Source organism: Pseudomonas aylmerensis, from assembly GCF_001702265.1.
GTDB lineage: Bacteria > Pseudomonadota > Gammaproteobacteria > Pseudomonadales > Pseudomonadaceae > Aquipseudomonas > Aquipseudomonas aylmerensis.
Map to the genome: position 1 here is coordinate 36,355 of NZ_MAUE01000013.1, position 24,429 is coordinate 60,783.

Annotated in this window: 25 protein-coding genes; 12 read left to right on the forward strand and 13 right to left on the reverse strand. The window is 62.8% G+C overall.

Annotated elements, in window-relative coordinates:
• The first annotated feature begins 21 nt into the window (after positions 1-21).
• The 3 genes from bufB to BBG20_RS10915 are packed head-to-tail and all read left to right on the forward strand — an operon-like array spanning position 22 to position 2,155.
• Positions 22-900, forward strand: a complete 879-nt coding sequence (gene bufB / locus BBG20_RS10905; protein WP_065902957.1) for an MNIO family bufferin maturase — start codon at positions 22-24, stop codon at positions 898-900.
• Positions 897-1,673, forward strand: coding sequence for an HvfC/BufC N-terminal domain-containing protein (locus BBG20_RS10910; protein ID WP_065902961.1), 777 nt, complete (start codon positions 897-899; stop codon positions 1,671-1,673). The genes bufB and BBG20_RS10910 overlap by 4 nt, the downstream gene beginning before the upstream one ends.
• Entirely contained in the window at positions 1,670-2,155 is a 486-nt protein-coding gene (locus tag BBG20_RS10915; RefSeq protein WP_065902964.1) for a DoxX family protein, read from the forward strand. Before BBG20_RS10910 ends, BBG20_RS10915 begins: the two co-directional genes overlap by 4 nt.
• On the opposite strand, the gene BBG20_RS10920 is transcribed toward BBG20_RS10915, so the two are convergent.
• Positions 2,152-3,060 (reverse strand): LysR family transcriptional regulator, encoded by a 909-nt coding sequence (locus tag BBG20_RS10920; protein WP_065902966.1) that lies wholly within the window; start codon positions 3,058-3,060, stop codon positions 2,152-2,154. The two genes, BBG20_RS10915 and BBG20_RS10920, sit on opposite strands and share 4 nt — an antisense overlap.
• A gap of 103 nt (positions 3,061-3,163) precedes the next feature.
• Here BBG20_RS10920 and BBG20_RS10925 point away from each other — a divergent pair, with 103 nt between their 5' ends.
• On the forward strand, positions 3,164-3,763 hold the full coding sequence (locus BBG20_RS10925; RefSeq protein WP_065902968.1) for a short chain dehydrogenase: 600 nt from the start codon (positions 3,164-3,166) through the stop codon (positions 3,761-3,763).
• Here BBG20_RS10925 and BBG20_RS10930 read toward each other — a convergent pair.
• The gene (locus BBG20_RS10930) at positions 3,748-4,128 is read right to left on the reverse strand and encodes a hypothetical protein (RefSeq protein WP_177343933.1); all 381 of its coding nucleotides are present in this window, start codon (positions 4,126-4,128) and stop codon (positions 3,748-3,750) included. The two genes, BBG20_RS10925 and BBG20_RS10930, sit on opposite strands and share 16 nt — an antisense overlap.
• A gap of 181 nt (positions 4,129-4,309) precedes the next feature.
• Between BBG20_RS10930 and BBG20_RS10935 the strand changes: the two genes are divergently transcribed.
• Together BBG20_RS10935 and BBG20_RS10940 are read left to right on the forward strand one after the other, a co-directional pair.
• The gene (locus BBG20_RS10935; RefSeq protein ID WP_065902972.1) at positions 4,310-4,981 is read left to right on the forward strand and encodes a COG3650 family protein; all 672 of its coding nucleotides are present in this window, start codon (positions 4,310-4,312) and stop codon (positions 4,979-4,981) included.
• A 106-nt stretch (positions 4,982-5,087) separates the two neighbouring features.
• Entirely contained in the window at positions 5,088-6,701 is a 1,614-nt protein-coding gene (locus BBG20_RS10940; RefSeq protein WP_065902974.1) for an NAD(P)/FAD-dependent oxidoreductase, read from the forward strand.
• A 72-nt stretch (positions 6,702-6,773) separates the two neighbouring features.
• Here the strand turns inward: BBG20_RS10940 and BBG20_RS10945 are convergent, their stop codons facing one another.
• Positions 6,774-7,868, reverse strand: coding sequence for a PLP-dependent cysteine synthase family protein (locus tag BBG20_RS10945; RefSeq protein WP_065902976.1), 1,095 nt, complete (start codon positions 7,866-7,868; stop codon positions 6,774-6,776).
• Positions 7,869-8,084: 216 nt separating this feature from the next.
• On the opposite strand from BBG20_RS10945, the gene nhaA reads away from it, so the two are divergent.
• Positions 8,085-9,260 carry a Na+/H+ antiporter NhaA gene (gene nhaA / locus BBG20_RS10950; RefSeq protein ID WP_065902978.1) on the forward strand — a complete coding sequence of 392 codons (1,176 nt, stop codon included), beginning with the start codon at positions 8,085-8,087 and terminating at the stop codon, positions 9,258-9,260.
• A 77-nt stretch (positions 9,261-9,337) separates the two neighbouring features.
• On the opposite strand, the gene BBG20_RS10955 is transcribed toward nhaA, so the two are convergent.
• The 6 genes from BBG20_RS10955 to dinG form a co-directional block, all read right to left on the reverse strand.
• Positions 9,338-9,802 (reverse strand): outer membrane lipoprotein, encoded by a 465-nt coding sequence (locus BBG20_RS10955; RefSeq protein WP_003189251.1) that lies wholly within the window; start codon positions 9,800-9,802, stop codon positions 9,338-9,340.
• 265 nt (positions 9,803-10,067) lie between these two features.
• Positions 10,068-10,715 (reverse strand): pyridoxamine 5'-phosphate oxidase, encoded by a 648-nt coding sequence (gene pdxH / locus BBG20_RS10960; RefSeq protein ID WP_065902980.1) that lies wholly within the window; start codon positions 10,713-10,715, stop codon positions 10,068-10,070.
• Positions 10,716-10,742: 27 nt separating this feature from the next.
• Positions 10,743-11,897: an OmpA family protein gene (locus tag BBG20_RS10965; RefSeq protein WP_065902982.1), complete on the reverse strand. Its 1,155-nt coding sequence runs from the start codon at positions 11,895-11,897 to the stop codon at positions 10,743-10,745.
• Positions 11,898-12,041: 144 nt separating this feature from the next.
• Entirely contained in the window at positions 12,042-13,187 is a 1,146-nt protein-coding gene (locus tag BBG20_RS10970) for a serine hydrolase domain-containing protein (protein ID WP_065903335.1), read from the reverse strand.
• A gap of 82 nt (positions 13,188-13,269) precedes the next feature.
• Positions 13,270-15,567: a beta-galactosidase gene (locus BBG20_RS10975; protein ID WP_065902984.1), complete on the reverse strand. Its 2,298-nt coding sequence runs from the start codon at positions 15,565-15,567 to the stop codon at positions 13,270-13,272.
• A gap of 98 nt (positions 15,568-15,665) precedes the next feature.
• Positions 15,666-17,810 carry an ATP-dependent DNA helicase DinG gene (gene dinG, locus BBG20_RS10980; protein ID WP_065902986.1) on the reverse strand — a complete coding sequence of 715 codons (2,145 nt, stop codon included), beginning with the start codon at positions 17,808-17,810 and terminating at the stop codon, positions 15,666-15,668.
• Between the two features lie 99 nt (positions 17,811-17,909).
• Here dinG and BBG20_RS10985 point away from each other — a divergent pair, with 99 nt between their 5' ends.
• On the forward strand, positions 17,910-18,374 hold the full coding sequence (locus tag BBG20_RS10985) for a CopD family protein (protein WP_065902988.1): 465 nt from the start codon (positions 17,910-17,912) through the stop codon (positions 18,372-18,374).
• A 160-nt stretch (positions 18,375-18,534) separates the two neighbouring features.
• Here the strand turns inward: BBG20_RS10985 and BBG20_RS10990 are convergent, their stop codons facing one another.
• Both BBG20_RS10990 and BBG20_RS10995 read right to left on the reverse strand, forming a co-directional pair.
• Positions 18,535-19,293: a collagen-like triple helix repeat-containing protein gene (locus tag BBG20_RS10990; RefSeq protein ID WP_065902993.1), complete on the reverse strand. Its 759-nt coding sequence runs from the start codon at positions 19,291-19,293 to the stop codon at positions 18,535-18,537.
• A 155-nt stretch (positions 19,294-19,448) separates the two neighbouring features.
• Positions 19,449-20,144, reverse strand: a complete 696-nt coding sequence (locus BBG20_RS10995; RefSeq protein ID WP_065902995.1) for an OmpA family protein — start codon at positions 20,142-20,144, stop codon at positions 19,449-19,451.
• Positions 20,145-20,335: 191 nt separating this feature from the next.
• Between BBG20_RS10995 and BBG20_RS11000 the strand changes: the two genes are divergently transcribed.
• From BBG20_RS11000 to BBG20_RS31740, 4 genes are all read left to right on the forward strand, one after another.
• Positions 20,336-20,833 carry a DUF6231 family protein gene (locus tag BBG20_RS11000; RefSeq protein ID WP_065902997.1) on the forward strand — a complete coding sequence of 166 codons (498 nt, stop codon included), beginning with the start codon at positions 20,336-20,338 and terminating at the stop codon, positions 20,831-20,833.
• Positions 20,834-20,837: 4 nt separating this feature from the next.
• Positions 20,838-21,308 (forward strand): YchJ family protein, encoded by a 471-nt coding sequence (locus BBG20_RS11005; protein ID WP_065902999.1) that lies wholly within the window; start codon positions 20,838-20,840, stop codon positions 21,306-21,308.
• 118 nt (positions 21,309-21,426) lie between these two features.
• Positions 21,427-21,909 carry an LEA type 2 family protein gene (locus BBG20_RS11010; protein ID WP_065903001.1) on the forward strand — a complete coding sequence of 161 codons (483 nt, stop codon included), beginning with the start codon at positions 21,427-21,429 and terminating at the stop codon, positions 21,907-21,909.
• Positions 21,906-22,115 (forward strand): SEC-C metal-binding domain-containing protein, encoded by a 210-nt coding sequence (locus BBG20_RS31740; RefSeq protein ID WP_065890089.1) that lies wholly within the window; start codon positions 21,906-21,908, stop codon positions 22,113-22,115. The genes BBG20_RS11010 and BBG20_RS31740 overlap by 4 nt, the downstream gene beginning before the upstream one ends.
• Before the next feature lie 92 nt (positions 22,116-22,207).
• On the opposite strand, the gene BBG20_RS11015 is transcribed toward BBG20_RS31740, so the two are convergent.
• Positions 22,208-23,593, reverse strand: a complete 1,386-nt coding sequence (locus BBG20_RS11015) for an ATP-binding protein (protein WP_065903003.1) — start codon at positions 23,591-23,593, stop codon at positions 22,208-22,210.
• Positions 23,590-24,300: a response regulator gene (locus BBG20_RS11020; protein ID WP_065903005.1), complete on the reverse strand. Its 711-nt coding sequence runs from the start codon at positions 24,298-24,300 to the stop codon at positions 23,590-23,592. The genes BBG20_RS11015 and BBG20_RS11020 overlap by 4 nt, the downstream gene beginning before the upstream one ends.
• Positions 24,301-24,429 lie beyond the last annotated feature (129 nt).

The window sequence follows — 24,429 nt, forward strand, 5'->3', positions numbered from 1 at the left end:
CCCTGGTCAGCCTGAGTACTGATGATGACGCTTTCATCCCTGCAAACGCCCTCGCCGGCTCAGGCGCCCGGCCTCCCCTGTCGGGCCGGGCTGGGGCTGAAGACCGAGCACTTCGCGCACGTGCTCGAGACTTCGCCCGACCTCGGTTTTTTTGAAGTACACGCCGAAAACTACATGGTGGCCGGCGGCCCGTTTCACCACTACCTGGGGTTGATCCGCGCGCAGTACCCGCTGTCGCTGCACGGCGTGGGCCTGTCCATCGGCGGTGAAAGCCCGCTCAACCGGGACCACCTGGCACGCTTGGCGGCCCTGATCGAACGCTATCAACCCCACTCATTTTCCGAACACCTGGCCTGGTCGAGCCACGGCCCGGTGTTTCTCAACGACCTGCTGCCGCTGGCCTACGATGCCGCCACCCTGAACCGGGTGTGTGCGCACGTCGACCAGGTCCAGGACACGCTCAAGCGGCCGATGCTGCTGGAAAACCCGTCGACGTACCTGCAGTTCGAGCGTTCCACTTTGGACGAGACCGACTTCATCAGCGAGGTCATCCGGCGCACCGGCTGTGGCCTGCTGCTCGACGTGAACAACGTCTACGTGTCGTGCATCAACCATCAACGTGACCCGCAGGCCTATCTCGACGCCCTGCCGCTGCACGCGGTGGGTGAGATTCATCTGGCCGGCTTTGCCGAAGACACTGACAGCTTGGGCGACCGCCTGCTGATTGATGACCACGGCGCGCCCATCGATAACGCCGTGTGGCAGTTGTACGAGCAGGTACTGGCACGCATCGGCCCGGTGGCGACGCTGATCGAGCGAGACAACCAGGTACCGGCCTTCAGCGTGCTCTTGGCCGAAGCCGAGCACGCCGAACGGCACTTGTCGCAGGTACGCCCATGAGCCTTCACGACGCATTTGCCAGGGCCCTGCTGGCGCCCGACCAGGCTTGCCCCGACGGACTCTTCAGCAGCAATGGCGCCGACCCGGCCAGCCGCTTTGCGGTGTATCGCAACAATGTACACAGCGCGTTGATCAACGCCTTGGCGACAGCCTACCCGGTGACCTTGCAACTGGTGGGAGATGAGTTCTTTCGCGCCATGGCCGGGCTCTACGTGCAAGCGTCGCCCCCTGCCAGCCCGCTGATCAGTGAATACGGCAGCACGCTGGCCGAGTTCATCCAGGCGTTCGAACCCGCCGCCAGCGTGCCGTACCTCGCTGACGTGGCACGCCTTGAGCGTCTGCGCGTGTGCGCCTACCACGCTGCGGATACGCCTGCGCTGGAGCAGCCGGCCATTCTCCATGCGCTGCAAGGCCAGACAGATCTGGGGCAATTGCGCCTGCAATTGCACCCGTCCCTCGCCACCCTGAATTCCGCCTATGCGGTGGTGGCAGTGTGGGCCGCGCACCAGACCGAGGACGCCATGGCCACCCTGAATCCCTGGCATGCCCAAGGCGCGCTGGTGTTGCGCCAGGGCCTGGCGGTCAAGGTGTTCGCCATCGACAGCGGCTCAGTCGCCTTTATCGACAGCCTCAAGCACGGCGCAGCGCTGGAAATGGCCGTGACCGACGCCCTCGAAGCCTCGGCCGAATTCGACCTGCACCACTGCCTGACGCTGCTGATCAGCCACGACGTCATCACTCACTTGCACTTGGAACCAAAGGTATCGCCATGAACACATCCCCATCGTGCCTGGTGAAGCGGGCCATCGCGCTTTTCGAAAAAATCCCCTACAGCCTGATCGCCTTTCTCGCACGTTTCTCGATTGCCGCGGTGTTCTGGAAGTCCGGGCAGACCAAGGTCGAAGGCTTTGCGATTGACCTGGTCAGCGGCACCTTCCAACTGGGCGCGCCGAAGCTGGCGGCCTCGACCTTGCCGCTGTTTCGCAGCGAATACCACGTACCGTTGCTGTCACCGGAAGTGGCGGCGCACCTGGCAGCGTTTGCCGAGCATTTTTTCCCGGTGCTGATCCTGGTCGGGTTCGCCACGCGCTTCTCGGCCCTGGCCCTGATCGGCATGACCCTGGTGATTCAGCTGTTTGTATACCCCGATGCCTACCCGACCCACGGCACCTGGATTGCCTTGTTGCTGCTGTTGGTCGCCAAGGGACCGGGTTGCCTGTCCATCGATCACCTGATCGCACGCCGCTACCGTTAAAGCCGGTCCAGGGCCTCGCCGCTGCGCTTGAACCAGTCCACCAGGTAATCGGCCAGTACCTGGGTGCGGCGCGGCAGCCCGCCCTGGTAAGGATGGACCAGGTACATCGGCAGGCTCCGCGTCTGATAATCGCGCAGCAGCCAGCGTAATCGGCCGTCAGCCAGTTCCGCCGGCAAGACGTAAGACGGCAGGCGAGCGATGCCGGCCCCCACCAGGGCGGCCTTTTTCAGCAGGTTGTAGTGGTTGGAGGCGAAGGTGCCACTGACCCGCACCCGCAGCAATTCGTGTTGCTGGTGGTACAACCATTCCTCACGCCCGCTGTAGTGGCTGTTGAGCAGGCAGCGGTGTGCGGCCAGGTCTGCCGGGGTCTGGGGTTCGCCATATTGCTCGAGGTAAGCCGGGCTGGCACACGTCATCTCGTGCCAGGCCAGCAACGGCTTGGCCACCAGGCGCTCGTGTTCAATCGCCCCCGAGCGCACACCCAGGTCAAAGCCGTCCCGCGCCAGGTCCCGGTAGCTGTTATTGAGCTCCAGTTCGATCTGCACCTGCGGGTATTGCTTGGAAAACTCCAGCAACAAGCCATCGAAGAAGGTTTCGCCCAGCGACACCGGCACCGTCATGCGCACCGGCCCGGCCAGGTCGTCCTTGAGCCGCGCCAACGCCTGGCGGGCGCGATCTACTTGCACCACCAGCGCCTGGGCCTGGGGTAACAAGGCCGCACCGGCAGCGGTCAGGCTGAGCTTGCGCGTGGTGCGGTGCAGCAGCACCACGGCGTACTGCGCCTCCAACTGGCTGATGCGCTTGGACAATTGCCCCTTGCTGCAGCCCAACTGCTCGGCCGCCACGGTAAAACTGCCCGCCTCGATCAGTACGGCGAAGGCCGCCAGGTCATCCATCTCGCTCATGGATTGTTTCCATTTGAAAACCAAAGGTTGCCTATTAGCGCGTTTATCCAGCAGAAAAGCCACACTAGACTGAACCTTCACTTACCCCTGGAGGAACAGCACCATGAAAATCCTTTTGATTGGCGCCAGCGGCACCGTCGGCTCTGCGGTCAAGGCAGAACTGGCCCAGCGTCACGACGTGATCAGCATCGGTCGCAGCAGCGGCGACTTCCAGGTGGACATCAGCGACAGCGCCTCGATCCGCCGGCTGTTCGAACAAACCGGCAAGTTCGATGCACTGGTCTGCGCGGCAGGCAGCGTGAACTTCGTGCCGCTGGGTGACATGCACGACAGCGACTTCGAACTCGGCCTGCGGGACAAGCTGATGGGCCAGGTCAACCTGCTGCTGATCGGGCGTGAGTACGCCAACGATGGCGCCTCGTTCACCTTCACCAGCGGCATTCTGAACCGCGACCCGATCCGTACCGGTGCCTCGGCGGCACTGGTCAACGGCGCGCTGGATGCGTTCGTCAAAGCCGCCGCAATCGAATTGCCACGTGGCCTGCGCATCAACTCCGTCAGCCCGACGGTCCTGCTGGAAGCCATGGACAGCTACGCACCGTACTTCCGTGGCTACAAGCCGGCGGCCGGCGCCGACGTGGCATTGGCCTACGCCAAAAGCGTGGAAGGCTTGCAGACCGGCCAGACCTACATCGTCGGTTGAGACGCGACGGCCTCACGGGAGAATTGAGACATCCATTCATTCACCAGCGCGCGCGGGGCAAACATCACGAACTCCCCGCCCAGCTGGCCTTGAACCCTGGACGTATTCAGCCGGTAGCCGTCCACATAGAGCGTCAGGTACCGCTGATACGTCAGCAGCGTGATGGACTGGGTCCTCGCCCTGGCCTCTGGACTCAACGTGACACTGACTTCAACGCGAGACGGGTCGGGGTCTTCAGGTCTTTTCAGCGTCACCGAGATCTTCGTGAAGTCGGTGGCCGACCAGTAGACGAGCCGGGCGGGCTCGTCTGCACAGGCCGCACTCGCCCAGAGCAGGAGAACGCACAGGCTCCATTTGATGTTCATGGCAATCTCCGACCCAAAGATCTCGACTTTCTCACGACGTATCTGCCCTAACTATAGGAAACATCCCCCTTTGCACCGCCTGATTTCCCAACGCGTGGAGAACAGGTATTCAAACTGTGTCCCGTACTTGTGATGCAGCGCCAGCCTGCGTAACGTGGCGGCACTTGTCTGGAGACCCGATATGCGCGCCGCCCGTACCCTCGCCCTGTTTGCCTTGCTCCCCCTGTTCGCCGCCTGCCAGATGTTCGAAAGCGAGCCGGCCAAGCCGTCTCTCGCCGGGATGACCCGCATGCAGGGTGAACTCACCGCAGTGGGTGGCAAGCTGCTGTTCCAGCCGTGCAACGATAAACGCAACTACGTGGTCAACGACACCGGCGGCACCAGCATCCTGCAGGAGGCCGCCTCCCTGGCCGGCCAGCAGGGCGCGTTGTTTGCCGACCTGCGCGGCAAGTTTTCCGGGGTCGCCAGCGGCACCCAGGGTTCGGTAGACCTGCAACAGCTCTACCGTGTGGAACGCTCGACCTCGGCCTGCGACGACCCGGACTTCAAGCGCATGATCCTGCGGGCCAACGGCCACAAACCGGCCTGGGCGATGAATGTCACGGCCAAGGGCATGGTGCTGGAACGCGAAGGCCAGCCACCACTGGCGGTGCCATACGTCGAAGAGCAGATGGGCGACGGCCGTTTCAACCTGATGACCGAAGCCAATAACCAGCACATCGAACTGTGGGTGGCCCCGCAGCGTTGCATCGACAGCGTCAGCGGCAGCTTGCAACACATGACTGCCGAGTTACGCGTCAACGGCCAGGTACAGCGTGGTTGCGCGTCGTTCGGCGGCTCGCGGGACGACTGATTCGGCCCTGCGCTGTTTTAACATGTCGGAAAACCGCCATTGGGGCTTATAATCGCCGGTTTGCAAAACAGCCGGCCTCTCTGCCCGCCGCCTACCGGATCCCGTCATGTTACGAATCACCGAACTCAAGCTGCCCATCGACCATCCCGAAGAAGACCTGCGGCCTGCCATCGTGCAGCGCCTGGGCATCGCCAGTGATGACCTGCTCGATTTCACCCTGTTCAAGCGCAGCTACGACGCCCGCAAGAAGTCGTCGGAGCTGTGCTTCATCTACACCATCGACCTGAACGTGAAAGGCGAAGCCGCGCTGCTGCTCAAGTTCGCCGACGACCGCAACGTCAACCCCGCGCCGGACGTGAGCTACAAAGTCGTCGGCCAGGCGCCGGAAGGCCTGGTCGAGCGCCCAATCGTGGTCGGTTTCGGCCCGTGCGGGATCTTCGCCGGGCTGTTGCTCGCGCAGATGGGCTTCAAGCCGATCATCCTCGAACGCGGCAAGGAAGTGCGCCAGCGCACCAAGGACACCTGGGGCCTGTGGCGTAAAAGCGTGCTCAACCCCGAGTCCAACGTGCAATTCGGCGAGGGCGGCGCCGGGACCTTTTCCGACGGCAAGCTCTACAGCCAGATCAAGGACCCGAAATTCCACGGCCGCAAAGTCCTGCACGAGTTCGTCAAGGCCGGCGCGCCGGAAGAAATCCTCTACGTCAGCAAGCCGCACATCGGTACATTCCGCCTGACCGGCGTGGTGGAAAACATGCGCGAGCAGATCATCGCCCTCGGCGGTGAAGTGCGCTTCGAGCAGCGGGTCACCGACGTGCTGATCGAGGACGGCCAACTGAACGGCGTGGTCATCGACGGTGGCGAGCAGATCCTTTCCAGGCACGTGATCCTGGCCTTGGGCCATAGCGCCCGCGACACCTTCCGCATGCTGCATGGCCGTGGCGTGTACATGGAAGCCAAGCCGTTCTCGGTGGGGTTCCGTATCGAACACCCGCAGTCGCTGATCGATGCCGCGCGCCTGGGCAAATACGCCGGGCACCCGAAACTCGGCGCCGCCGACTACAAACTGGTGCACCACGCCAAGAACGGTCGTTCGGTCTACAGCTTCTGCATGTGCCCGGGCGGCACCGTGGTGGCAGCAACCTCCGAGCCGAACCGCGTGGTCACCAACGGCATGAGCCAGTACTCGCGTAACGAGCGCAACGCCAACTCCGGCATCGTGGTCGGCATCACCCCTGAGGTGGACTATCCCGGTGGCCCGTTGGCCGGTATCGAGTTGCAGGAACGCCTGGAATCTCACGCCTACATCCTCGGCGGCAGCAACTACGAAGCACCGGCGCAGCTGGTAGGTGATTTCATTGCCGGCAAGCCGTCGACCGCCCTTGGCAGTGTGGAACCGTCCTACAAACCGGGCGTGGCCCTCGGTGACCTGGCCCTGGCCTTGCCGGACTTTGCCATCGAGGCAATCCGAGAAGCGTTGCCGGCGTTCGAGAAGCAGATCAAGGGTTACTCGCTGCACGATGCGGTGTTGACGGGTATCGAGACTCGCACCTCGTCGCCGCTGCGGATTACCCGTGATGAATCGATGCAGAGCCTGAACGTGAAAGGCCTGTTCCCGGCGGGTGAAGGCGCAGGCTATGCCGGCGGGATTCTATCGGCCGGTGTTGACGGGATTCGGATTGCCGAGGCGTTGGCGCGGGATATGTTGGGCCTCCAAGCCTGACACATTCCCCTGTAGGAGCCCGGCTTGTCGATTCGGCGCAGCGCCTCGAATCGGCAAGCCGGGCTCCCAAGGTTAAATGTTGGCGCGCAGGATGCTGTCCGGCAACGCCTCGCCGTGCTCCACGCTGGCCGCCACGGCCGCGATCAAACCGTCCAGGGCATAGCCCTGCCCCGCCAGCCACGCCTGATCGTAATAGGTGGTTGCATACCGCTCGCCGCCATCGCACAAAATCGCCACGATCGAACCCGACTCCCCCGCAGCCTTCATCTGCTGCGCCGCCACCAGCGCGCCAATCAGGTTGGTCCCGCTGGAACCCCCGACCCGCCGCCCCAACCGCTCGGCCAGGTAATGCATGGCCGCCAGTGACAGCGCATCCGGGACCTTGACCATCGCATCAATGACCTTGGGCAAAAACGACGCCTCGACGCGTGGCCGGCCAATGCCTTCGATGCGCGAACCGCAGTCCAGGCGCAGGCTGGCGTCGCCACTCTGGTAGAAATCGAAAAACACCGAGCGCTCGGCATCCGCACACAACACGCGGGTGCAGTGCTGGCGGTAGCGCACATACCGTCCGAGGGTGGCGGTGGTGCCGCCAGTGCCAGGGCTGGAGATCAACCAGCTTGGCTCAGGATGCTGCTCGAAGCGCATCTGCTGGAAAATCGACTCGGCGATGTTGTTGTTCGCGCGCCAATCGGTGGCGCGTTCGGCGTAAGTGAACTGGTCCATGAAGTGCCCGCCGCTTTCCTGCGCCAGGCGCTCGGATTCGGCGTAGATCTGCGTCGGATCCTGGACCAGATGGCTCTTGCCGCCATAGAAGGCAATCTGCGCGATCTTTTCCTGGGAGGTGGTGGCCGGCATCACCGCAATGAACGGCAAGCCGAGCAGGCGCGCGAAGTAGGCCTCGGATATCGCCGTCGAACCGCTGGACGCCTCGATCACCGGCGCGCCGGGCTTGAGCCAGCCATTGCACAGTGCGTACAGGAACAGCGAACGCGCGAGGCGATGTTTCAGGCTGCCGGTGGGGTGGCTGGACTCATCCTTGAAGTACAACTCGATACCCGGCAAGCCTGGCAGCGGCAAGGGAATCAGGTGCGTGTCGGCGCTGCGCTGGAAGTCTGCTTCAATGATACGAATGGCTTCGCGGGCCCAAGGACGGTGGTCGCTCATGGCGGGGTTCTCTAAGGGTTTCAGCCCTAACTTTAAGGGTTTTCCTACACTGCACACAGATACAGTGAAGACTCAATTGGACACACAATTGCTAGGCTCAGGCGCAATGCCGCCCGAGCCTGTCCCTTATAACAAATAAGAATATAACTTTTGTTTTAACAACTAACGGTACGGGTTAGGGTACCCACCTAATTGAACCTCATTGGAGAGCATCCCTTGCCTCTGCGTAGCACTTTCACGCGTTTCTTCCAGCTGGAAGCCGCCAGCGGTCTGTTATTGATCGCCGCTGCGGCCCTGGCCCTGATTATCAACAATTCGCCCTTGTCACACCTGTACGCGGCGTTTCTCGACGTGCCGGTGGTGGCGCAGATCGGCGCGCTGAAAATCGCCAAGCCAGCCCTGTTGTGGATCAACGATGGCCTGATGGCCTTGTTCTTCCTGCTGATCGGCCTGGAGGTCAAGCGCGAGCTGCTTGATGGTCACCTGTCCAAGCCATCGCAAGTGGTACTGCCCGGTGCAGCCGCCATCGGCGGCATGGTCGTGCCAGCGCTGATCTACTGGGCGATCAACAAGGACTACCCCGCCGCACTCTCCGGCTGGGCGATTCCGATGGCCACCGACATCGCCTTCGCCCTGGGCGTCCTGGCGCTGCTGGGCAAGCGCGTGCCAGTGTCGTTGAAGCTGTTCCTGATGACCCTGGCGATCATCGATGACCTGGGCGCGATCATTGTCATTGCCGTGTTCTACTCTGCCGACCTGTCGGGTGCCGCCCTGGCAGGTGCGGGCGCCTGCCTGATCGCCTTGATCGCGATGAACCGCCTGGGCGTGATCAAGCTCGGGCCGTACCTGATCATTGGCCTGATCCTATGGGTCTGCGTACTCAAGAGCGGTGTACACGCGACCCTGGCCGGCGTGACCCTGGCGTTCTGCATCCCGATGCGCACCAAGAACGCCGAAGCCTCGCCACTGATGACCCTGGAGCACGCCCTGCACCCTTGGGTGGCCTACGGCATCCTGCCGCTGTTCGCCTTCGCCAATGCGGGTGTTTCGCTGACGGGCGTCAGCCTCGAAAGCTTCACCCACCACGTGCCGATGGGCATCGCCGCCGGCCTGTTGATCGGTAAAACCGTCGGGGTGTTCGGCCTCACCTGGCTGGCCATCAAGACCGGCCTCGCCGCCCTGCCCAGCGGCGCAAATTGGGGCCAGGTGTTCGGCGTGGCAATCCTGTGCGGCATCGGCTTCACCATGAGCCTGTTCGTCGGTTCCCTGGCGTTTGTACCGGGGGCCAGCGAGTTCGCCGGCGAGGACCGCATGGGGATTCTGACCGGGTCGATCCTCGCGGCATGCATCGGCTACGCGGTAACGGCGATGGCGAGCCGCAAGAAAGCCTGAGCTGACTGAACCCACCCCCATGAAAAAACCCCAACCGGTTACCCGGTTGGGGTTTTTCTTTGCCTGCCGATTACCGCTTAGCGGGTAACGCGGCTGGTGCCATCAACGGTCATGATGCGCACGCGGTCGCCGATGCGGAAGATTTCATTCTCCTGCACGGCCTGCACGTAGGCGCGCATGCTGCCATCGTCTTCACGAACGGTGATTTCCACACCTTGGGTGCGGGTCAGGCCTTCTTCGGTAGCCGAGCCCAGCAGGCCACCGGCAACGGCGCCGATCACGGCAGTCACGATGCTGCCACGGCCGCCACCGATGGCGCTGCCGCCAACGCCGCCGATGACTGCGCCAGCAGCGCCGCCGATTGGGGTCTTGGTACCTTCGATTTTCACCGGACGCAGGGATTCGATGGTGCCCATGCGCACGGTCTGCACACGACGTGCTTCGTCACGGGAGTACGAGTCGCCGGTCAGACTCGAGGCGCAGCCACCCAACAGCAACGACAGGGTGGTAAAGCAGGCAACCAGTAAAACGGACTTACGCATAGCATCAACTCCAAAGGACAGGTATTCATTAGACGCTGCGGCTTGGCGCCTGTCACGGCAAGCCCCGCAGAAAATTGCTTTCATTCAGCCTGAGTACAGACAGCCAGTAACAGAAAACTCGACGAACGGTAGCTTGGCCTTTGTGCCAAGAGATGTATCGACTGCTCCACCATTGTAGCCGCGCAGCCGCACGCAACCCAAACCTCCTGATATAGAGACGTGAGCGCGGCGGACAACATTCAGGCGAAGTGACGAAAGGTGAGGTTCAGGGCGCGAGGCGCTCGCGGACCCAGTCGGCCCCTTGCAGGCGGTAGTTCAGGCGATCATGCAGGCGGCTCGCGCGGCCTTGCCAGAACTCGATGCGCTCGGGCAGCAGGCGGTAACCGCCCCAATGCTCGGGACAGTCGGGCTGGGTGTCACTGAAGCGCTGCTCGGTGGCCTTGAGCAGGTCCTGCAGTTCTTCGCGATCACGGATGACCCGGCTCTGCGGAGACGCCCAGGCTCCCAGGCGGCTGCCCAAGGGGCGCACCTGGTAGTAAGCGTCCGATTCCTCAGGCGTGACCTTGACCACCCGCCCTTCGATGCGCACCTGGCGCTCGAGGGTCGGCCAGAAAAAGGTCATGGCCGCGAAGGGCCGCGCCGCGAGCTGTTCGCCCTTGGCGCTCTGATAGTTGGTGAAGAAGGTAAAGCCCTGCGCATCCAGGCCCTTGAGCAACAGGATGCGGCAATGTGGGCGACCGTCCTGGTCAACCGTGGCCAACGTCATGGCATTGGCCTCCACCGGCGGTTGCTCGGTTTTCACCGCATCGCCAAACCACTGGTGGAACAACGCAAACGGTTCGCTCGGGGCCTGGGCCTCGCTCAAACCGTCCCGTGTGTAGTCACGGCGCATATCGGCCAGTGCCTGGGTCATGCAGCTTTATCCTTCTGGTTCAACGGATCAGTTTTTCGCCTGGTCGTTCGCGGCCGGAGTAGCGGCCTTGGCCTTGGCTGGCGCCGGCTTCTTGGCAGCGGGCTTGGCCGGGGCCTTTTTGGCGGCGGGCTTGGCAGCGGCTTTCTTGGCGACAGGCGCTTTTTTCGCCGCAGCCTTGGCGGCCGGAGCCGGTGCTGGAACATCCTGCACGGCAACCATCTCAGCCACAGGCGGCGTTTTGCCCGACTGGTATTTGCTCAGCAAGGCCAACATCGTTGTACGCTGAGTGAACATGATTTCCATGCGACGGTTCAGCGCACGCCCCTGAGTGCTGTCGTTGGCGGCACGCGGCATAAGGTCGCCCATGCCACGCAGCATCAGGCGGTCCTGCTTGAGGCCACTGAGGCTGAAGATCGAGGCGATCGATTGCGCACGTTCCTTGGTCAACGCCTGGCTGGCCGGAGCAGTGCCGGTGGCATCCACATGGCCGAGTACCAGTACGGCGGTTTTCGGATCCGCTTCAACTGCCTTGGCGACGCGCGTGAACGGGCCCAGGGTGACCGGCAGCAACATGGCCGGGCGCTTAGGGTTGTAGGAGCCGTCTACCGGGGCGATCACCACCAGTACATTGTCACGACGCTCCAGTTGCAGGTTGCTGTCCTTGATGGCGGCGCGCAGGCGTGGCTCATAGTCGTCCAGCCAGGCCTGGGTGATTTTCGGGTCAGGCATCGGCACGTTGGTCACGTCGACCTTGGCCAATGGCTTGGGTTTGCTTTCGAACGGCCACCACCAGTGGGTCTCGGTGTCGGTCTTGGCAACGGTCGGTGCAGGTTCCGCAGCCTTAAGATCGGCTTTCAGGTCAGCCTTGGCATCAGCGGCTTTCTCGTCGGCGCTCTTGGAAGAGAACGGCCACCAGCTGGAACCGGTGTCAGCCTTGGCGACCGGCGCAGGCGCAGCGGCTGGTGCCGGGGCAGCAGCGGCGGCTACCGGTGCGGCAGGCTTGGCGCCGGCAGCAGGCTTGGCATCCGGCTTGGCGTCGGTTTGGGCGACTGCATCCTTGGTAGCGGCTTTATCCGATCCAAATGACCACCAATGCCCGCCTTCGGCATCATTTTGTGGAGTTTGTGCGCAACCGGTAATGGTGAGGCAAAGCGCCAGTGCCAAGGACTTGTTCGATAACATGAGATATCCACAAAATGAGAAAAGAAACGGGGGTCTGGATGACCCGTTAAACAGACGCTTACAGAACATTAAAGTTACAACATTTCGTTCAGCGTCTTTCTTATAGTTGCCTTTGTAACAAAAAAACGTGAAACAGCAAGGGGTTTACAGACAACCGGCCAATATTCCGACCAACTTCTGTGCCCGTGGGTCCATTAGTACGTAAGGCCCCAGTGTATTAGTCACGAAACCGAACGCTACATCATGTTCCGGATCGGCAAAACCCACCGAACCACCGGCGCCAGGGTGCCCGAAAGCACGCGGGCCAAGGCCGAAGGTGGCATTGGGCAGCTGCGGTTGATCCAACATACAACCCAGGCCAAAACGGGTTTGTGTCAATAATGTTTTATCCGGCCCGATACTGTGTTCGCGGGTCAATTGTTCGAGCATGTCGGCTTCGAGCAAACTACCGTCCAACAAACCGCTATAGAAACCCGCCAGGCTGCGCGCATTACCGTGGCCATTTGCCGCCGGCTGCTGCATGCGTCGCCATTCCGGTTTATTAGTACTGGTCAGAATAGACGGTGGGTTGGCAAATGCCCGCGTAGTCATGGCGGTCGGTTCCCGCATCATTACTTGCAATAAGCGTTGTGCGGCTTCATCACCCATATTGCCTTTGCTGCGCGCTATATGGGCGACGCGATAAAACTCTTCATCGGCCAGGCCGACATGAAAGTCCAGTCCCAGCGGCCGCGCCACCCGGGCCACGATGGACTCACCTGGCCCACGCCCGTCGGCGCGGCGCAGCAGTTCACCCACCAGCCAACCATAGGTGATCGCCTCGTAGCCGTGGCCTTGGCCTGGGGTCCACCACGGCGCTTCGGCCGCCAGGGTGTCGACCATCAGTTGCCAGTCGTACAGGGCTTCGGTGGGCAGCATCTCGCGGATCGCCGGCAAGCCCGCCTGGTGGCAGAGCAGTTGGCGCAGGGTGATGGCTTCCTTGCCAGCAGCGGCAAATTCCGGCCAGTAGTTGGCGACGGGCGCATCCAGTTGCAGCTTGCCTTCGGCGACCAATTGCAGGGCCGTGACGGCGGTGAAGGTCTTGGTGCAGGAGAACAGGTTGACGATGGTGTCGCTGTGCCAAGCCTCGGTTCCATCCTTGTCGGCGGTACCGGCCCACAGGTCGACGACGGTTTCGCCGCCGATCTGGATGCACAGCCCGGCACCACGCTCCTGCGGGTCATCGAACAAGGCGGCGAACGCTTCACGTACCGCTTCAAACTGGAGTTCGTAATGACCCTGAATCTGCACCTGAGCGCCCTCGAAAAACACCGTTAAAAGTGGCCGACATTGTTCCAGCCCTTGTGGCTTTTGTGAACCCGTCAGCCCTCAATCAATGCCCATTTCCAGAGTGCCCGCCCGCATGCCCGGCGCCCTGCCCCGGGCCTTTGCCTTCATGCCCACCGCGCCCGCCTTCGCTCTCACGCACGGCGTTGGCGGCCTTGGCTTTTTCCGCTTCCTTGCCCAGTTGGTCGATTGCCGCCAGGTTGCTTTTGCGCACACTGTCGACGAAGCCCTGGAACGGTACATCGGTGATGCCGACCAGGCCGAAGTGACCGTTTTCACCGTCCAGCAAGCGACCGGTCACCGGTTGGTCCAGGTACTGGAACCAGTGCACACCGACAATCGATGGCTCGGCCATGGCCTGCTTGAGGAAGGTGTTATAAGCCGCGCCGCGATCTTCTTCGCGGGCCAATTGCGTCACGCCACCCCAGAACGGGCCGCGGTCGGCCGAGCCGAAGTTGAATTCGGTGATCAGCACCGGCTTGTCCAGGGCACGCAGGGCGGCAAAGTCATAACCGTCCTGGGGCTTGAGGGTATACATGTTGAAGCTCAGCACGTCGCAATACTGCGCGCAGGACGCCACGGCCTCCGGCGTGCTCACCGCAAAACGGCCGCCCAGCAACAGCTGGTTGGGCGCGTGCCACTTCAGCGAATCGGAGATGGTCTTGAAGTAGGCATCGGCGAAGGTTTTCTGGAAGTACTTGAAGTCAGCTTCGATTTCCGGGTGCTCGGGGCTCGGCATCGGCGGTTCGAAGCCCGGGTCTTCCATCAGCTCCCAGCCCGCCAGGTGGATGCCCCAGGCTTTCGACAGGCCTTCTTCATTCCGGTACTTGTCGCGCAGTTGCTTGAGGAACGCGCGCTTGGCCGGTACGTCGGTGGTCATGCGCAGCGTGCCGTAGGCCAGGGCGTAGCGCGATTTCGGGTCATCACCGGGGCCTGCCCAGGCCAGTTCGTTGTCGGCAAAGAAGCCGATCAGCCAAGGGTCATCGCGGTGGTCACGGGCCGCGATGGCCACGGCGCGCTCGGTGGCCATGGCGAAACGCGGGTCGAACGGATCAGGCATGCCGCCCCACCAGTCAGTACCGGTGCTGATGCTGGCGTAATCGCCGACGATCGACAGTGGCAAGGTGTACGGCACGCGGTCGGCAGTGGCCAGGTCCGGCTCGCTCCAGTTGCCCACGGTATTGAAACCCCAGGCTTGCAGGCGGTCGAGGGTGTGGCTGACCCAGCGTTTCTGGTCGAAGCCATCGGTGTCATAGGTGCGCTGCAGGTTCGCGCCATAGAAGTCGTACCAGCGCCCGACGTTGAAGCCCCGGCCCTGATCGGCGCCGTTGCCGCCACGGTTGTCACCACGGCCGTAGTACTTGTCGAAGGGCTCGCCGGCCTTGGGCAGCGCGGCAAACATCCATTCACGCCCGGCCACGTAGGTCTGGTTGTTGTCCGCCGCCACGGTATTCACGCCCAGGGAGTAGAACGGGTGGCCTTCCGGCGTCACCAGGTACCAGCGACCGTCGCGTTTTTCGGTGCGGAAGAAGCCGCTGGCGTCGAACGCCGGGCCTTTGTTCCAGCCGCCATACTGATCCAGCGAGGATTTATCCCGCTCGGCCAGCCAGCCCTTGAGCTGTTGCTGCTCCTTGGCGGCGGCCGCCTTGAGTTGCTCGTCGCTGCTAACTTTTTCCGGCCAACGCGCACGGGTGGACTGGCCATAGGCATCGACGAGTTCGCTGTAGGCTGCTTTCAACACCGGCTCGCTGTCCTGCACGCCGAAGCGCTCCAGCAGGATGCTCTGCGCGGCGACAGGCTTGATCATCGACAGGGTCACCGAGACCACCTGGCTGCGGTCGATTGCCCCGGCGCTGGCGGCGAGCAGCACGCGCTGGCCGTCCACGGTGATCGGCATCGGCGGGCCGGCCTTCATGCCCTGGCTCAACGGGGAATTGGCTTGCAGCGGCACCAGCAGGGTCTGCACCGGGCCGGCAGGCAGGTCGATGCGGCTGACCAATGTCTTGCCGTCGGCGCTCTGCACCTTGACGTAGAGCGTCAGCGCCCAGTCCATCGCGCTCTGGATGCGCAGGCTCATGGCGCCGGACTGTGACCAGTCCCACACACCGGTCTGCGGGCTGAGCACCAGGCTCGGCTCGGCGGCCGGGTTGAAGGTGATGCGGCGCAGCACCTCGCCTTCGGGGGTTTGTTCGGCATTGTATTGCGGCAGGCTGGCGTCCTGGGTCGCCACCTTGACCACATCGGCAGGCCGGACGAAGTTGAACAATGTCTGTTGCCCGACAGGCGCGGCCATCAAGGGCGCGGCGAACAGCAAGGCAAAAAGGGCGGGCAGCGTGCGAATCATACGAACAAGGTTCTCCCAAACGGCCGATGAATGGCCTGATGACGTAAAGCGTTGGCAGTCAGATAGACCACGAAGTGGGCGAATTCGCCCACAGTGGCTTAAGAAATTTCGCGCCTGAACGGCGGCAAGGCATTCAGGATAGCCTTGCCATAGCGCTGGGTAACCAGGCGGCGGTCAAGCAAGGTGATGGTGCCCCGGTCTTCTTCGGTGCGCAGCAAGCGACCGCAGGCCTGCACCAGTTTCAGGGACGCATCCGGCACCGAGATTTCCATGAACGGGTTACCGCCGCGCGCCTCGATCCATTCGGCCAATGCCGCCTCGACCGGATCATCCGGCACCGAGAACGGGATCTTGGCGATCACCACGTGTTCGCAGTAGGCACCGGGCAAGTCCACGCCTTCGGCGAAGCTTGCCAGGCCGAACAGCACGCTGGAATCGCCGCCATCGACGCGCGCCTTGTGCTTGTTGAGGGTTTCCTGCTTGGACAGGTTGCCCTGGATAAACACCTGCTTGCGCCAGTCGCGGTCGAGGCCGTCGAACACGTCCTGCATCTGTTTGCGTGACGAAAACAGCACCAGCGTGCCGCGCGAGCCCTCTACCAGTTCCGGCAGGTCGCGGATGATCGCTGCAGTGTGCGCCGCCGCATCCCGAGGGTCGGCCTTGAGGTCGGGCACGCGCAACACGCCGGCGTCGGCGTGATGGAACGGGCTCGGCACCACGGCCGTGACGGCTTTTTTCGGCAGGCCGGCACGCATGCGGAAGCGGTCGAAAGTGCCCAGGGCGGTCAGCGTCGCCGACGTCACCAGGCAGCCGTAGGCCACGTTCCAGAGGTTGCGGCGCAGCATTTCGGCCGCGAGGATCGGGCTGGCGTTGACCTCGATGTCGAACAGCGCACCGCTTTCCGACAGGGTCAACCAGCGGGCCATCGGCGGGTTGTCTTCCGGGTCTTCGACGGTAAACGCAGTCCACAACTCCCAGTTGCCCTGGGAGCGCGACAACAGGCTGCCAAACAGCGGGTACCACTCCTCGGCCTGGTTGCTGGCGATGCCGATGTTGACCTCGCCGTCCATGCCTTCCTTGAGCAGGTCGGTCAGGCGGGTAAACAGGTCGGTCAGGCGCGAGAAACCTTTTTTCAGCTCGATGCCCATTTCGCGCATGTGCTCGGGGATCAGCCCGCCGACAAAACGGTGGCGTGGACGCTCGCGCCCCTCCACGTCTTCACCGGGCTTGAAGTCAGCGACCTGCTCGCAGGCGCTGAACATGAATTGCTGCTGGGTCTTGATCTCGCGCGCCAGCTCCGGCACTTGTTCGATCAACTTGCCCAGGTCACCGGGCAGCGGGTGCTGGGCGAGCAGTTTGGTCAGGTTCTTGGCGGTGGTTTCCAGCCAGTCGGCGGTGGAGCGCAGGCGCGTGTAATGGGCGAAGTGGCCGATGGCCTTGTCCGGCAGGTGATGGCCTTCGTCGAATACGTAGAGCGTATCGCGCGGGTCCGGCAGCACGGCGCCGCCGCCCAGGGCCAGGTCGGCCAGGACCATGTCGTGGTTGGTGACGATCACGTCGACCTTGCCCATGCCTTCGCGGGCCTTATAGAAGGCGCACTGGCCGAAGTTGGGGCAATGGCGGTTGGTGCACTGGCTGTGGTCGGTGGTCAGGCGCGCCCAGTCGGAATCTTCCAGGGCGGTGGGCCAGCTGTCGCGGTCGCCGTCCCATTTATTCCCGGCGAGTTTCTCGATCATGCTGGTGAACAGCTTCTGGCTGGCTTCATCAACTTCGATCTTGAAGCCTTCTTCTTCGAACAGCTGCGCCGTGGCGGTTTGCGCGTGGCCTTCCTGCAGCAGCACATCGAGTTTGGACAGGCACATGTAGCGCCCACGGCCCTTGGCCAGGGCGAACGTAAAGTTCAGGCCGCTGTTGCGCATCAGGTCGGGCAGGTCTTTGTAGACGATCTGCTCCTGCAGGGCGACAGTCGCGGTGGCGATCACCAGGCGCTTGCCGGCTGCCTTGGCGGTGGGGATCGCGGCCAGGCTGTAGGCCACGGTCTTGCCGGTACCGGTGCCGGCCTCGACGGCCACGACGGCGGGCTCACCTTCGCGGCGGCCTTCGTCGTCGACGTCGATATCCCCGAGGACCTTGGCCACTTCGGCGATCATCAGGCGTTGGCCGTAGCGCGGTTTCAAGCTCTTGGCTTCGAGAAAACGCGAATAGGCGCCCTGGATCGTGGTTTTGAGTTCAGTGCTGATCATGGATAGTCGGGCGCAAAAAACGCTGGATAAATTTTCAGTGGTTCGGATCGGCCGCTATCATACCCCGCTAATTAATCCCGCGCAGAACGGAGTACCACAATGACCGCGTTTAGCCTCGCTTACACCCTGCATGTATTGGCCGCCCTGGTATGGGTCGGCGGTATGTTTTTCGCCTGGATGATCCTGCGCCCCGCCGCCGTGGCGGCACTTGAGGGCCCCGCACGGCTCAAGTTATGGGCAAATGTGTTTCAACGTTTTTTCGTATGGGTGTGGGTGGCGGTGCTGGTTTTGCCGATCAGCGGCATCGGCCTGTTGCAACTGCGCTTCAGTGGCTTTGAAACCGCGCCGCGCTACGTGCAGGTGATGATGGGGTTGTACCTGGTGATGACGGCGCTGTTTATCCGTATCCAGGCGTTGAAATACCCGGAATTGCGCAAGGCAGTGGCGGCTGAAGACTGGCCGGCAGGCGCGGCCGCGCTGGGTCAGATCCGCAAATTGGTCGGGATCAACTTGATCGTGGGGCTGGTGGTGGTGGCAATCGCGTCGGCCCGGCCGATGTTCTGAGGCCGGCCAAGCCCCCTGTGGCGAGCGGGCTTGTCCCGCGTTGGGCTGCGAAGCGGCCCCTCCAGGAATCGGTGCGTTGTTTCAGGCAAACCGAGGTGTTTGGGTTTGGGGCCGCTGCGCAGCCCAACGCGGGACAAGCCCGCTCGCCACATTAGAGAGGTTACAGACGCTGTACGGTCACAGTGCCCGCAGGCCCTGCTGGCCCCGGTTGCCCTTCCAGCCCTGGGCGGCCCTTCTCGCCGCCGTCGGCGCGGTACACCAGGCAGCCCTTGGACTCGCCACCTTTGCCAGGCTTGCCCGCCGTGCCGGCCAGACCGCCGGCACCGCCGTCGACCCAGACCTTGATCTGTTGGGCCGGGAAGTCCTGCGGCAACTCGACCCGCACCTGCGCGCCCGCAGCGCCCGGCAAGCCGTCGCCGCCATTGTCACCGTTGGCGCCACGCCCGGCCGACCCCCAGGTGCAACCCGGGTCCACGCCGTTGGCACCATCCAGCCCGGCATACCCTTGGGCGCCCGCGCCGCCACGGGCATCCACCGACAGCTCTTCAGCCACCAGTGAATTGATCCGCAAGGTCAGGTCACGCCCGGCCTTGGCCGGTTTTTCATGGGTGCCCGGCGCGCCCCGCGAAGTGATCTGGCTGCCGTGGTCCAACTGCGCATGGCGCACCTGCAGTTGCAGCACGGTGCCACCGGGGACAATCGCAATCCGCGCATCGCGGCCCAGGTGCAGCTCATCCACCGTGACCTGGCTGATGGTGGCCGGGATCAGCAAGGTGCCGTAGTCCGCTACCTCCAGACGCTCCAGTTGCAACACGCTGGTGCTGTTGGGCAGGCGCATCAACGAATTGGTCTCAACACTGACGCTCTGGGCCAGGGCGACGGGGCTGACCAACGCGGCCAACAGTAAAACCTTACGCATCATGGGGCTCCTGACTGATTTCGAATTTTTCTTTGGACGCACAGTAACGACTTCTACAGGCGATTTGCCAGTGAAGCATCAAAAAACTTGTGCAGGGAGAGGTGCAGGCGAGGCGCGCGGCAATGCCCCTGTGGATCCCACAGGGGCAAGGTTTGTCAGCGGTTGATCTGGATTTCCGTACGACGGTTCAAGGCACGACCTTCAGCGGTTTTGTTGTCGGCAACCGGATGGCTTTCGCCCGCCCCCGTCACAGACACAAAGGCACTGCGCGGCACGCCGGCGCCGATCAGGTAATCGGTGACCGAGTGAGCACGTTTTTCCGAGAGTTTCTGGTTATAGGCATCCTTGCCGACGCTGTCGGTATGCCCGCTGACCCGCAGTTGAGCACTCGGGGCTTCCTGTTTCAGGCGCGTGGCAATGGTGTCGAGCTTGGTTTTATCGGCGGCGGTCAGCCTGGCCGAGTCGAACTCGAAGTGCACATCGCGAATCACGATGGTTTCTTCCTTGACCACCACCACTTCCTCAACCACCGCAGCCGGCGGCACCGGTGGGCAGCCATTGGCATCGACCTGCACGCCTTTTGGCGTGTGCGGGCACTTGTCGCGGCTGTCCGGCACACCATCGCCGTCCTCGTCGCCATCACCGTGCACCCAGCAATAGGCGCCGGCCATACCGCCGACCAGCAAGGCGCCATAGCCTGCATAGGCCGAGCTTTCCGTGGCGCCGATCGCCGCGCCGGTCACACCGCCAACGGCAGCGCAGGTCGGCCAATCGGTTTTTTGCAAGCCTGCGCAACCTGTCAATAACCCGGTGAGCAGAACCAAGGGTAGAGCTGTCCGCATGATGCTCATCTGACTTTCTCCTGAGGGGATCGGCGGGGGCCGATGGGTGGAGTAAAGACCGCTCTTTTCAACTGCGCCACTACGCCACGCCCCCGTATTTGTTAGGGATCGTCGTTCTCGCCGGACTTTTCGCAGCCGCCCGCTCTAGGCCCGCACGCTCAGCCGCGCTAGTCTCTAGCGTCTTGATGTGAGGATCTCTGATGACCGCTGGCATTTCTTCCCGTACGCCCCAGCAAGCCTTGGCTGCCTTGCTGGATCTGCACCAGCCCAAACGCCTGCTGTTATTGGGCGCCAGTCAGTTTCCGGCGCTGGACGCGTTTCAAGCCGCGCACCCGGATACCCAGGTGTCCGTGGCAGCCCCCGGCGCCCTGCCGGCGGAACTTGCGGCGCAGCGTTTTGACCTGGCGCTGGTGGTCGACTGCCTGGAGCACCTGTCAAAACCGCAAGGCCTGACCCTGCTCGGTGGCATTCGCAACCTCAACGCCAGCCGCATTGCCGTGCTGGTGGACCTGGGCGCATGCGACTGGAAAGACACCGACTTCTTCTCCCTGGCCCTGCAGGCCGGCGAGCGTTTCCAGCGCGATGAACAGGTTCTGACGCTGTTTACCTACGATCTGCTTGACTATAAACAGGTGCCGGACTGGCTCAACGCCCGCTTCTGGGCCAACCCGGAAAACTTCGGAAAGTATTGGTGGTAACCCGATGAGTACATCCATTTGCCCCTGCGGCAGTGGCAACCTGCTGGATGCCTGCTGCGGCCATTATCACGCCGGGCACCCGGCCCCGTGCGCCAGCGCCCTGATGCGTTCACGCTACAGCGCCTATGTGCTGGGCCTGGTGGACTACCTGGTGGCCACCACCCTGCCCGCGCAACAGGCCGGCCTCGACCGCGACGCCATCGCCGCCTGGAGCGCCCAGAGCACCTGGCTCGGCCTGGAAGTCGAAAACTCGGAGGTGTTCGGCGGCCAGCCAGAACATGCCTTTGTGACCTTTACCGCGCGTTGGCACGACAGCACCGGCGAACATAGCCACCGCGAGCAGTCTTCTTTCGTACAGAATGAGGGGCGCTGGTACTTCATCGACCCGACAGTGGAAGTGAAGGCCGGACGCAACGATGCCTGCCTGTGCGGCAGTGGGCAGAAATTCAAGAAGTGTTGTTCCAGCTACCTCTGACCTGCAAGCGCGAGCTTGCTCGCGAAAACCCCGGGGGCGCCTTTGTGTGTCAGGCTTAGCGCGTCATCGTTGACGACCTTCGCGAGCAAGCTCGCTCCTACACAGGATGGATAACGCCATGCTTCGGATGTACAGCTTGATGCTGGCGTTGACCCTCGGCCTCACCGGCTGCGCGTCCTGGTTCGAAGACGATGCGCCGCCGCCCCACGTCTCGCTGGTGAAAGTCGAAGTGGTGCGGGCCAAGTTGCTCGAGCAGAAATTCAAACTGTACTTTCGCGTGGACAACCGCGACGACGCCGACCTGACGGTGCGCGGCCTGATCTACAAAGTCAGCCTCGGCGATTTTGTGCTGACCGAAGGTGAGTCCAACGAATGGCTGACCGTGCCGCCCCGGGGCCACGCGTTTTTCAAGGTGTCGGTGCGCACCAACCTCTGGCCGCAGATCCGCGATGTCGTGCAGATGCTGAAAAATCCCGACAAACCCGTGCCTTATCGTCTGGAGGGTGAGCTGAAAACCGGATTATTCATCGGTTATGACGTGCAGGTGAACCACAATGGCGAGATAATCCCCGGCGATTTTATTCCGGAGCGACATCGATGACTCAGCAACCCCATGTCCATGGTCCTGACTGCAACCACGATCATGATCATCACGATCACCACGATCACGACCACGGTCATGTCCACGGCCCGAACTGCGGCCACGCTCACCAGGAGCCGGTGCGCAACGCGTTGAAGGACGTCGGCCGCAACGATCCTTGCCCGTGCGGCAGCGAGAAGAAATTCAAGAAGTGCCACGGGGCTTGATGCCCTGACCCTGCAGGAACCGGCTTGCCGGCGATGGCGTCCCCAACATCGCTGTCGCCGACAAGCCGGCTCCTTCAGGTTGAGTTAGCACGTCAGGGTTTGTGTTGAAACTGCAACACCACCTCAAGCCCCCCGCCGTTCCGATTGCTCAAGCTCAACCGTCCCTCGTGCGCCCGGGCAATGGTGTGCGCAATGCTCAACCCCAGCCCATACCCGCCCGTCTCGGCATTGCGTGAACCCTCCACGCGGTAGAACGGCTCCATCACCTGCTCCAGTTGTTCCTGGGGAATCCCCGGCCCTCGGTCGCGGATGATGATCTTCAAACTGTCCGCCTGGTCCTCGACCCGCACCACCACGTCGCGACCATAACGCACCGCGTTTTCCAGCAGGTTCTGCACGCAACGCTTGAGGCTGCGCGCGTACCCCGGCAACGGTTGCCTGGCACGACCTTCGATGCGCACGCTTTCGCCCACATCCTGCAAGTCCGCCTGCAAGCTTTGCAGCAGGGCATTGATGTCGATGTTCTGCCGCGTCTCGTTGATTTCACCGCTGCTGGCAAAATCCAGGGTGCTGGAGACCATGTGCTCCATTTCTTCCAGGTCGCTGCGAAAACGCTCCTGGGTGCGAGGGTCGTCGAGCATCTCGGTACGCAGGCGCAGGCGTGTGATCGGTGAACGCAAGTCGTGGGAAATCGCCGCAAGAAAACGCGTGCGCTCGGCGATGTTGGCAATCAGCCGTTGCTGCATCGCGTTGAAGGCCTGCGCGGCGCGGCGCACTTCGGTGGGGCCATCCTCCGACAGCGGCGGCCGCTGGATATCACGGCCCAGGGCTTCGGCGGCCTTGGCCAGCGCATTGAGCGGACGGATGGCCAGGCGCACCGCCACCAGGGCAATCACCACCAGCACCAACACGCGCAACAAATAGATGCGCATCACGTAGTCGAACAGCAGGTCCAGCGGCGAGGTACTGGTCCAGCCCTGCTCTTCACTGGCATCCACCTGCAACCAGCGCCCATCGGGAAGACGCAGGTCGATCAAGAATTGCCCCACCACCGGTTGGGAGCTGAGCAGTGTCGAGAGCCCGGCGCTTTGCCCTTCGCCATCGACCAGGGAAAGGCGCAACAGCACCAGGGTCTGGGCGTAGCCGGTCTTCTGCGACAACACCTTTTTGATCAAGCGCTCGGTGGGCCGGTCGGCATCGTTGAGGGTACTGGGGGTGCTGCTGGCCTGCTCGCTCAGGGTCAGGCGGAAGTTCGGCGTATCGAGCATTTTGATCAGCAGGTCCGCCTGCTGCGGATCGCTGTGCACCAGCCGCACCACATCCGCCAGTCGAGTGGCGATCAGCCGCGCAGGGATTTCCAGCACCTGGCCATGCCGCCGGTCGTACCAGATGCTGCTGGTCAGGGCCTGGGCCGCGAGCATGCCGCTGACCAGGATCAGCACCAGCCGCCCGAACAGCGAGCGCGGCAGCAGTCTCACGATTCCAACACCACGTCATCGGCGGTGAGCATGTAACCCTCGTTGCGCACGGTCTTGATCAGCCCCGCCGGCAGTTGCGAGCGCAGGCGGCTGATGCACACGTCGATGGAGCGGTCGAACGGCGTGCTGTCCTTGTCGAACACGTGGTTGAGCAAAAAGTCGCGGCTCAACGGACGGTTGGGGTGCTGCAACAGCAGGCGCAACACGCGGTAATCCGAGTTGCCCAGGCTCACCACCACGCCTTGCGGCGACAGCAACTGCCGCGCCCGCGTGTCGAGCTGCCAGCCGGCGAAGCGAATGCTCGGCGCCTCGTCCAGGCGCGCGCGATCCGGAAAACTCTGCACGCGTCGCAGCACGACCTTGATCCGTACCAGCAACTCACGCGGGTCGAACGGCTTGGGCAGGTAGTCATCGGCGCCGATCTCCAGGCCGACGATGCGGTCGATCAACGAGCCCTTGGCCGTGAGCATGACCACCGGCGTGTTGGAACTGACCCGCAGTTCGCGACACAGGCTCAGGCCGTCTTCACCCGGCAGCATCAGGTCGAGCACGATCAGGTCAATCACGTTCAGCGCCAGGCGGCGGCGCATTTCCTTGCCGTCGGCGGCGGTGGATACCTGGAAACCGGCGTCGCTCAGGTAGTCGCAGAGCAGTTGGCGGATTTGCGGGTCGTCATCAACGATCAGCAGGTGGTCTTGCTTGGCCATGGGCAGTCGATCCGAAAACTCAAAACGCAGGAGATAGCCGAAAGTTCAGCCAGCAGTGCAGGCAAATGTAATGGAATGTTGTAGGAAACCATAATCACGCATCAGCGATACAAAGCCCCGGTATGGCAG

Bases quoted from the DNA above. Each gene is read 5' to 3' on its own strand.
- bufB (WP_065902957.1), top strand. From the start codon at position 22: ATGATGACGCTTTCATCCCTGCAAACGCCCTCGCCGGCTCAGGCGCCC.
- BBG20_RS10910 (WP_065902961.1), top strand. From the start codon at position 897: ATGAGCCTTCACGACGCATTTGCCAGGGCCCTGCTGGCGCCCGACCAG.
- BBG20_RS10915 (WP_065902964.1), top strand. From the start codon at position 1,670: ATGAACACATCCCCATCGTGCCTGGTGAAGCGGGCCATCGCGCTTTTC.
- BBG20_RS10920 (WP_065902966.1), bottom strand. From the start codon at position 3,060: ATGAGCGAGATGGATGACCTGGCGGCCTTCGCCGTACTGATCGAGGCG.
- BBG20_RS10925 (WP_065902968.1), top strand. From the start codon at position 3,164: ATGAAAATCCTTTTGATTGGCGCCAGCGGCACCGTCGGCTCTGCGGTC.
- BBG20_RS10930 (WP_177343933.1), bottom strand. From the start codon at position 4,128: ATGAACATCAAATGGAGCCTGTGCGTTCTCCTGCTCTGGGCGAGTGCG.
- BBG20_RS10935 (WP_065902972.1), top strand. From the start codon at position 4,310: ATGCGCGCCGCCCGTACCCTCGCCCTGTTTGCCTTGCTCCCCCTGTTC.
- BBG20_RS10940 (WP_065902974.1), top strand. From the start codon at position 5,088: ATGTTACGAATCACCGAACTCAAGCTGCCCATCGACCATCCCGAAGAA.
- BBG20_RS10945 (WP_065902976.1), bottom strand. From the start codon at position 7,868: ATGAGCGACCACCGTCCTTGGGCCCGCGAAGCCATTCGTATCATTGAA.
- BBG20_RS10955 (WP_003189251.1), bottom strand. From the start codon at position 9,802: ATGCGTAAGTCCGTTTTACTGGTTGCCTGCTTTACCACCCTGTCGTTG.
- pdxH (WP_065902980.1), bottom strand. From the start codon at position 10,715: ATGACCCAGGCACTGGCCGATATGCGCCGTGACTACACACGGGACGGT.
- BBG20_RS10965 (WP_065902982.1), bottom strand. From the start codon at position 11,897: ATGTTATCGAACAAGTCCTTGGCACTGGCGCTTTGCCTCACCATTACC.
- BBG20_RS10975 (WP_065902984.1), bottom strand. From the start codon at position 15,567: ATGATTCGCACGCTGCCCGCCCTTTTTGCCTTGCTGTTCGCCGCGCCC.
- dinG (WP_065902986.1), bottom strand. From the start codon at position 17,810: ATGATCAGCACTGAACTCAAAACCACGATCCAGGGCGCCTATTCGCGT.
- BBG20_RS10985 (WP_065902988.1), top strand. From the start codon at position 17,910: ATGACCGCGTTTAGCCTCGCTTACACCCTGCATGTATTGGCCGCCCTG.
- BBG20_RS10990 (WP_065902993.1), bottom strand. From the start codon at position 19,293: ATGCGTAAGGTTTTACTGTTGGCCGCGTTGGTCAGCCCCGTCGCCCTG.
- BBG20_RS10995 (WP_065902995.1), bottom strand. From the start codon at position 20,144: ATGAGCATCATGCGGACAGCTCTACCCTTGGTTCTGCTCACCGGGTTA.
- BBG20_RS11000 (WP_065902997.1), top strand. From the start codon at position 20,336: ATGACCGCTGGCATTTCTTCCCGTACGCCCCAGCAAGCCTTGGCTGCC.
- BBG20_RS11005 (WP_065902999.1), top strand. From the start codon at position 20,838: ATGAGTACATCCATTTGCCCCTGCGGCAGTGGCAACCTGCTGGATGCC.
- BBG20_RS11010 (WP_065903001.1), top strand. From the start codon at position 21,427: ATGCTTCGGATGTACAGCTTGATGCTGGCGTTGACCCTCGGCCTCACC.
- BBG20_RS31740 (WP_065890089.1), top strand. From the start codon at position 21,906: ATGACTCAGCAACCCCATGTCCATGGTCCTGACTGCAACCACGATCAT.
- BBG20_RS11020 (WP_065903005.1), bottom strand. From the start codon at position 24,300: ATGGCCAAGCAAGACCACCTGCTGATCGTTGATGACGACCCGCAAATC.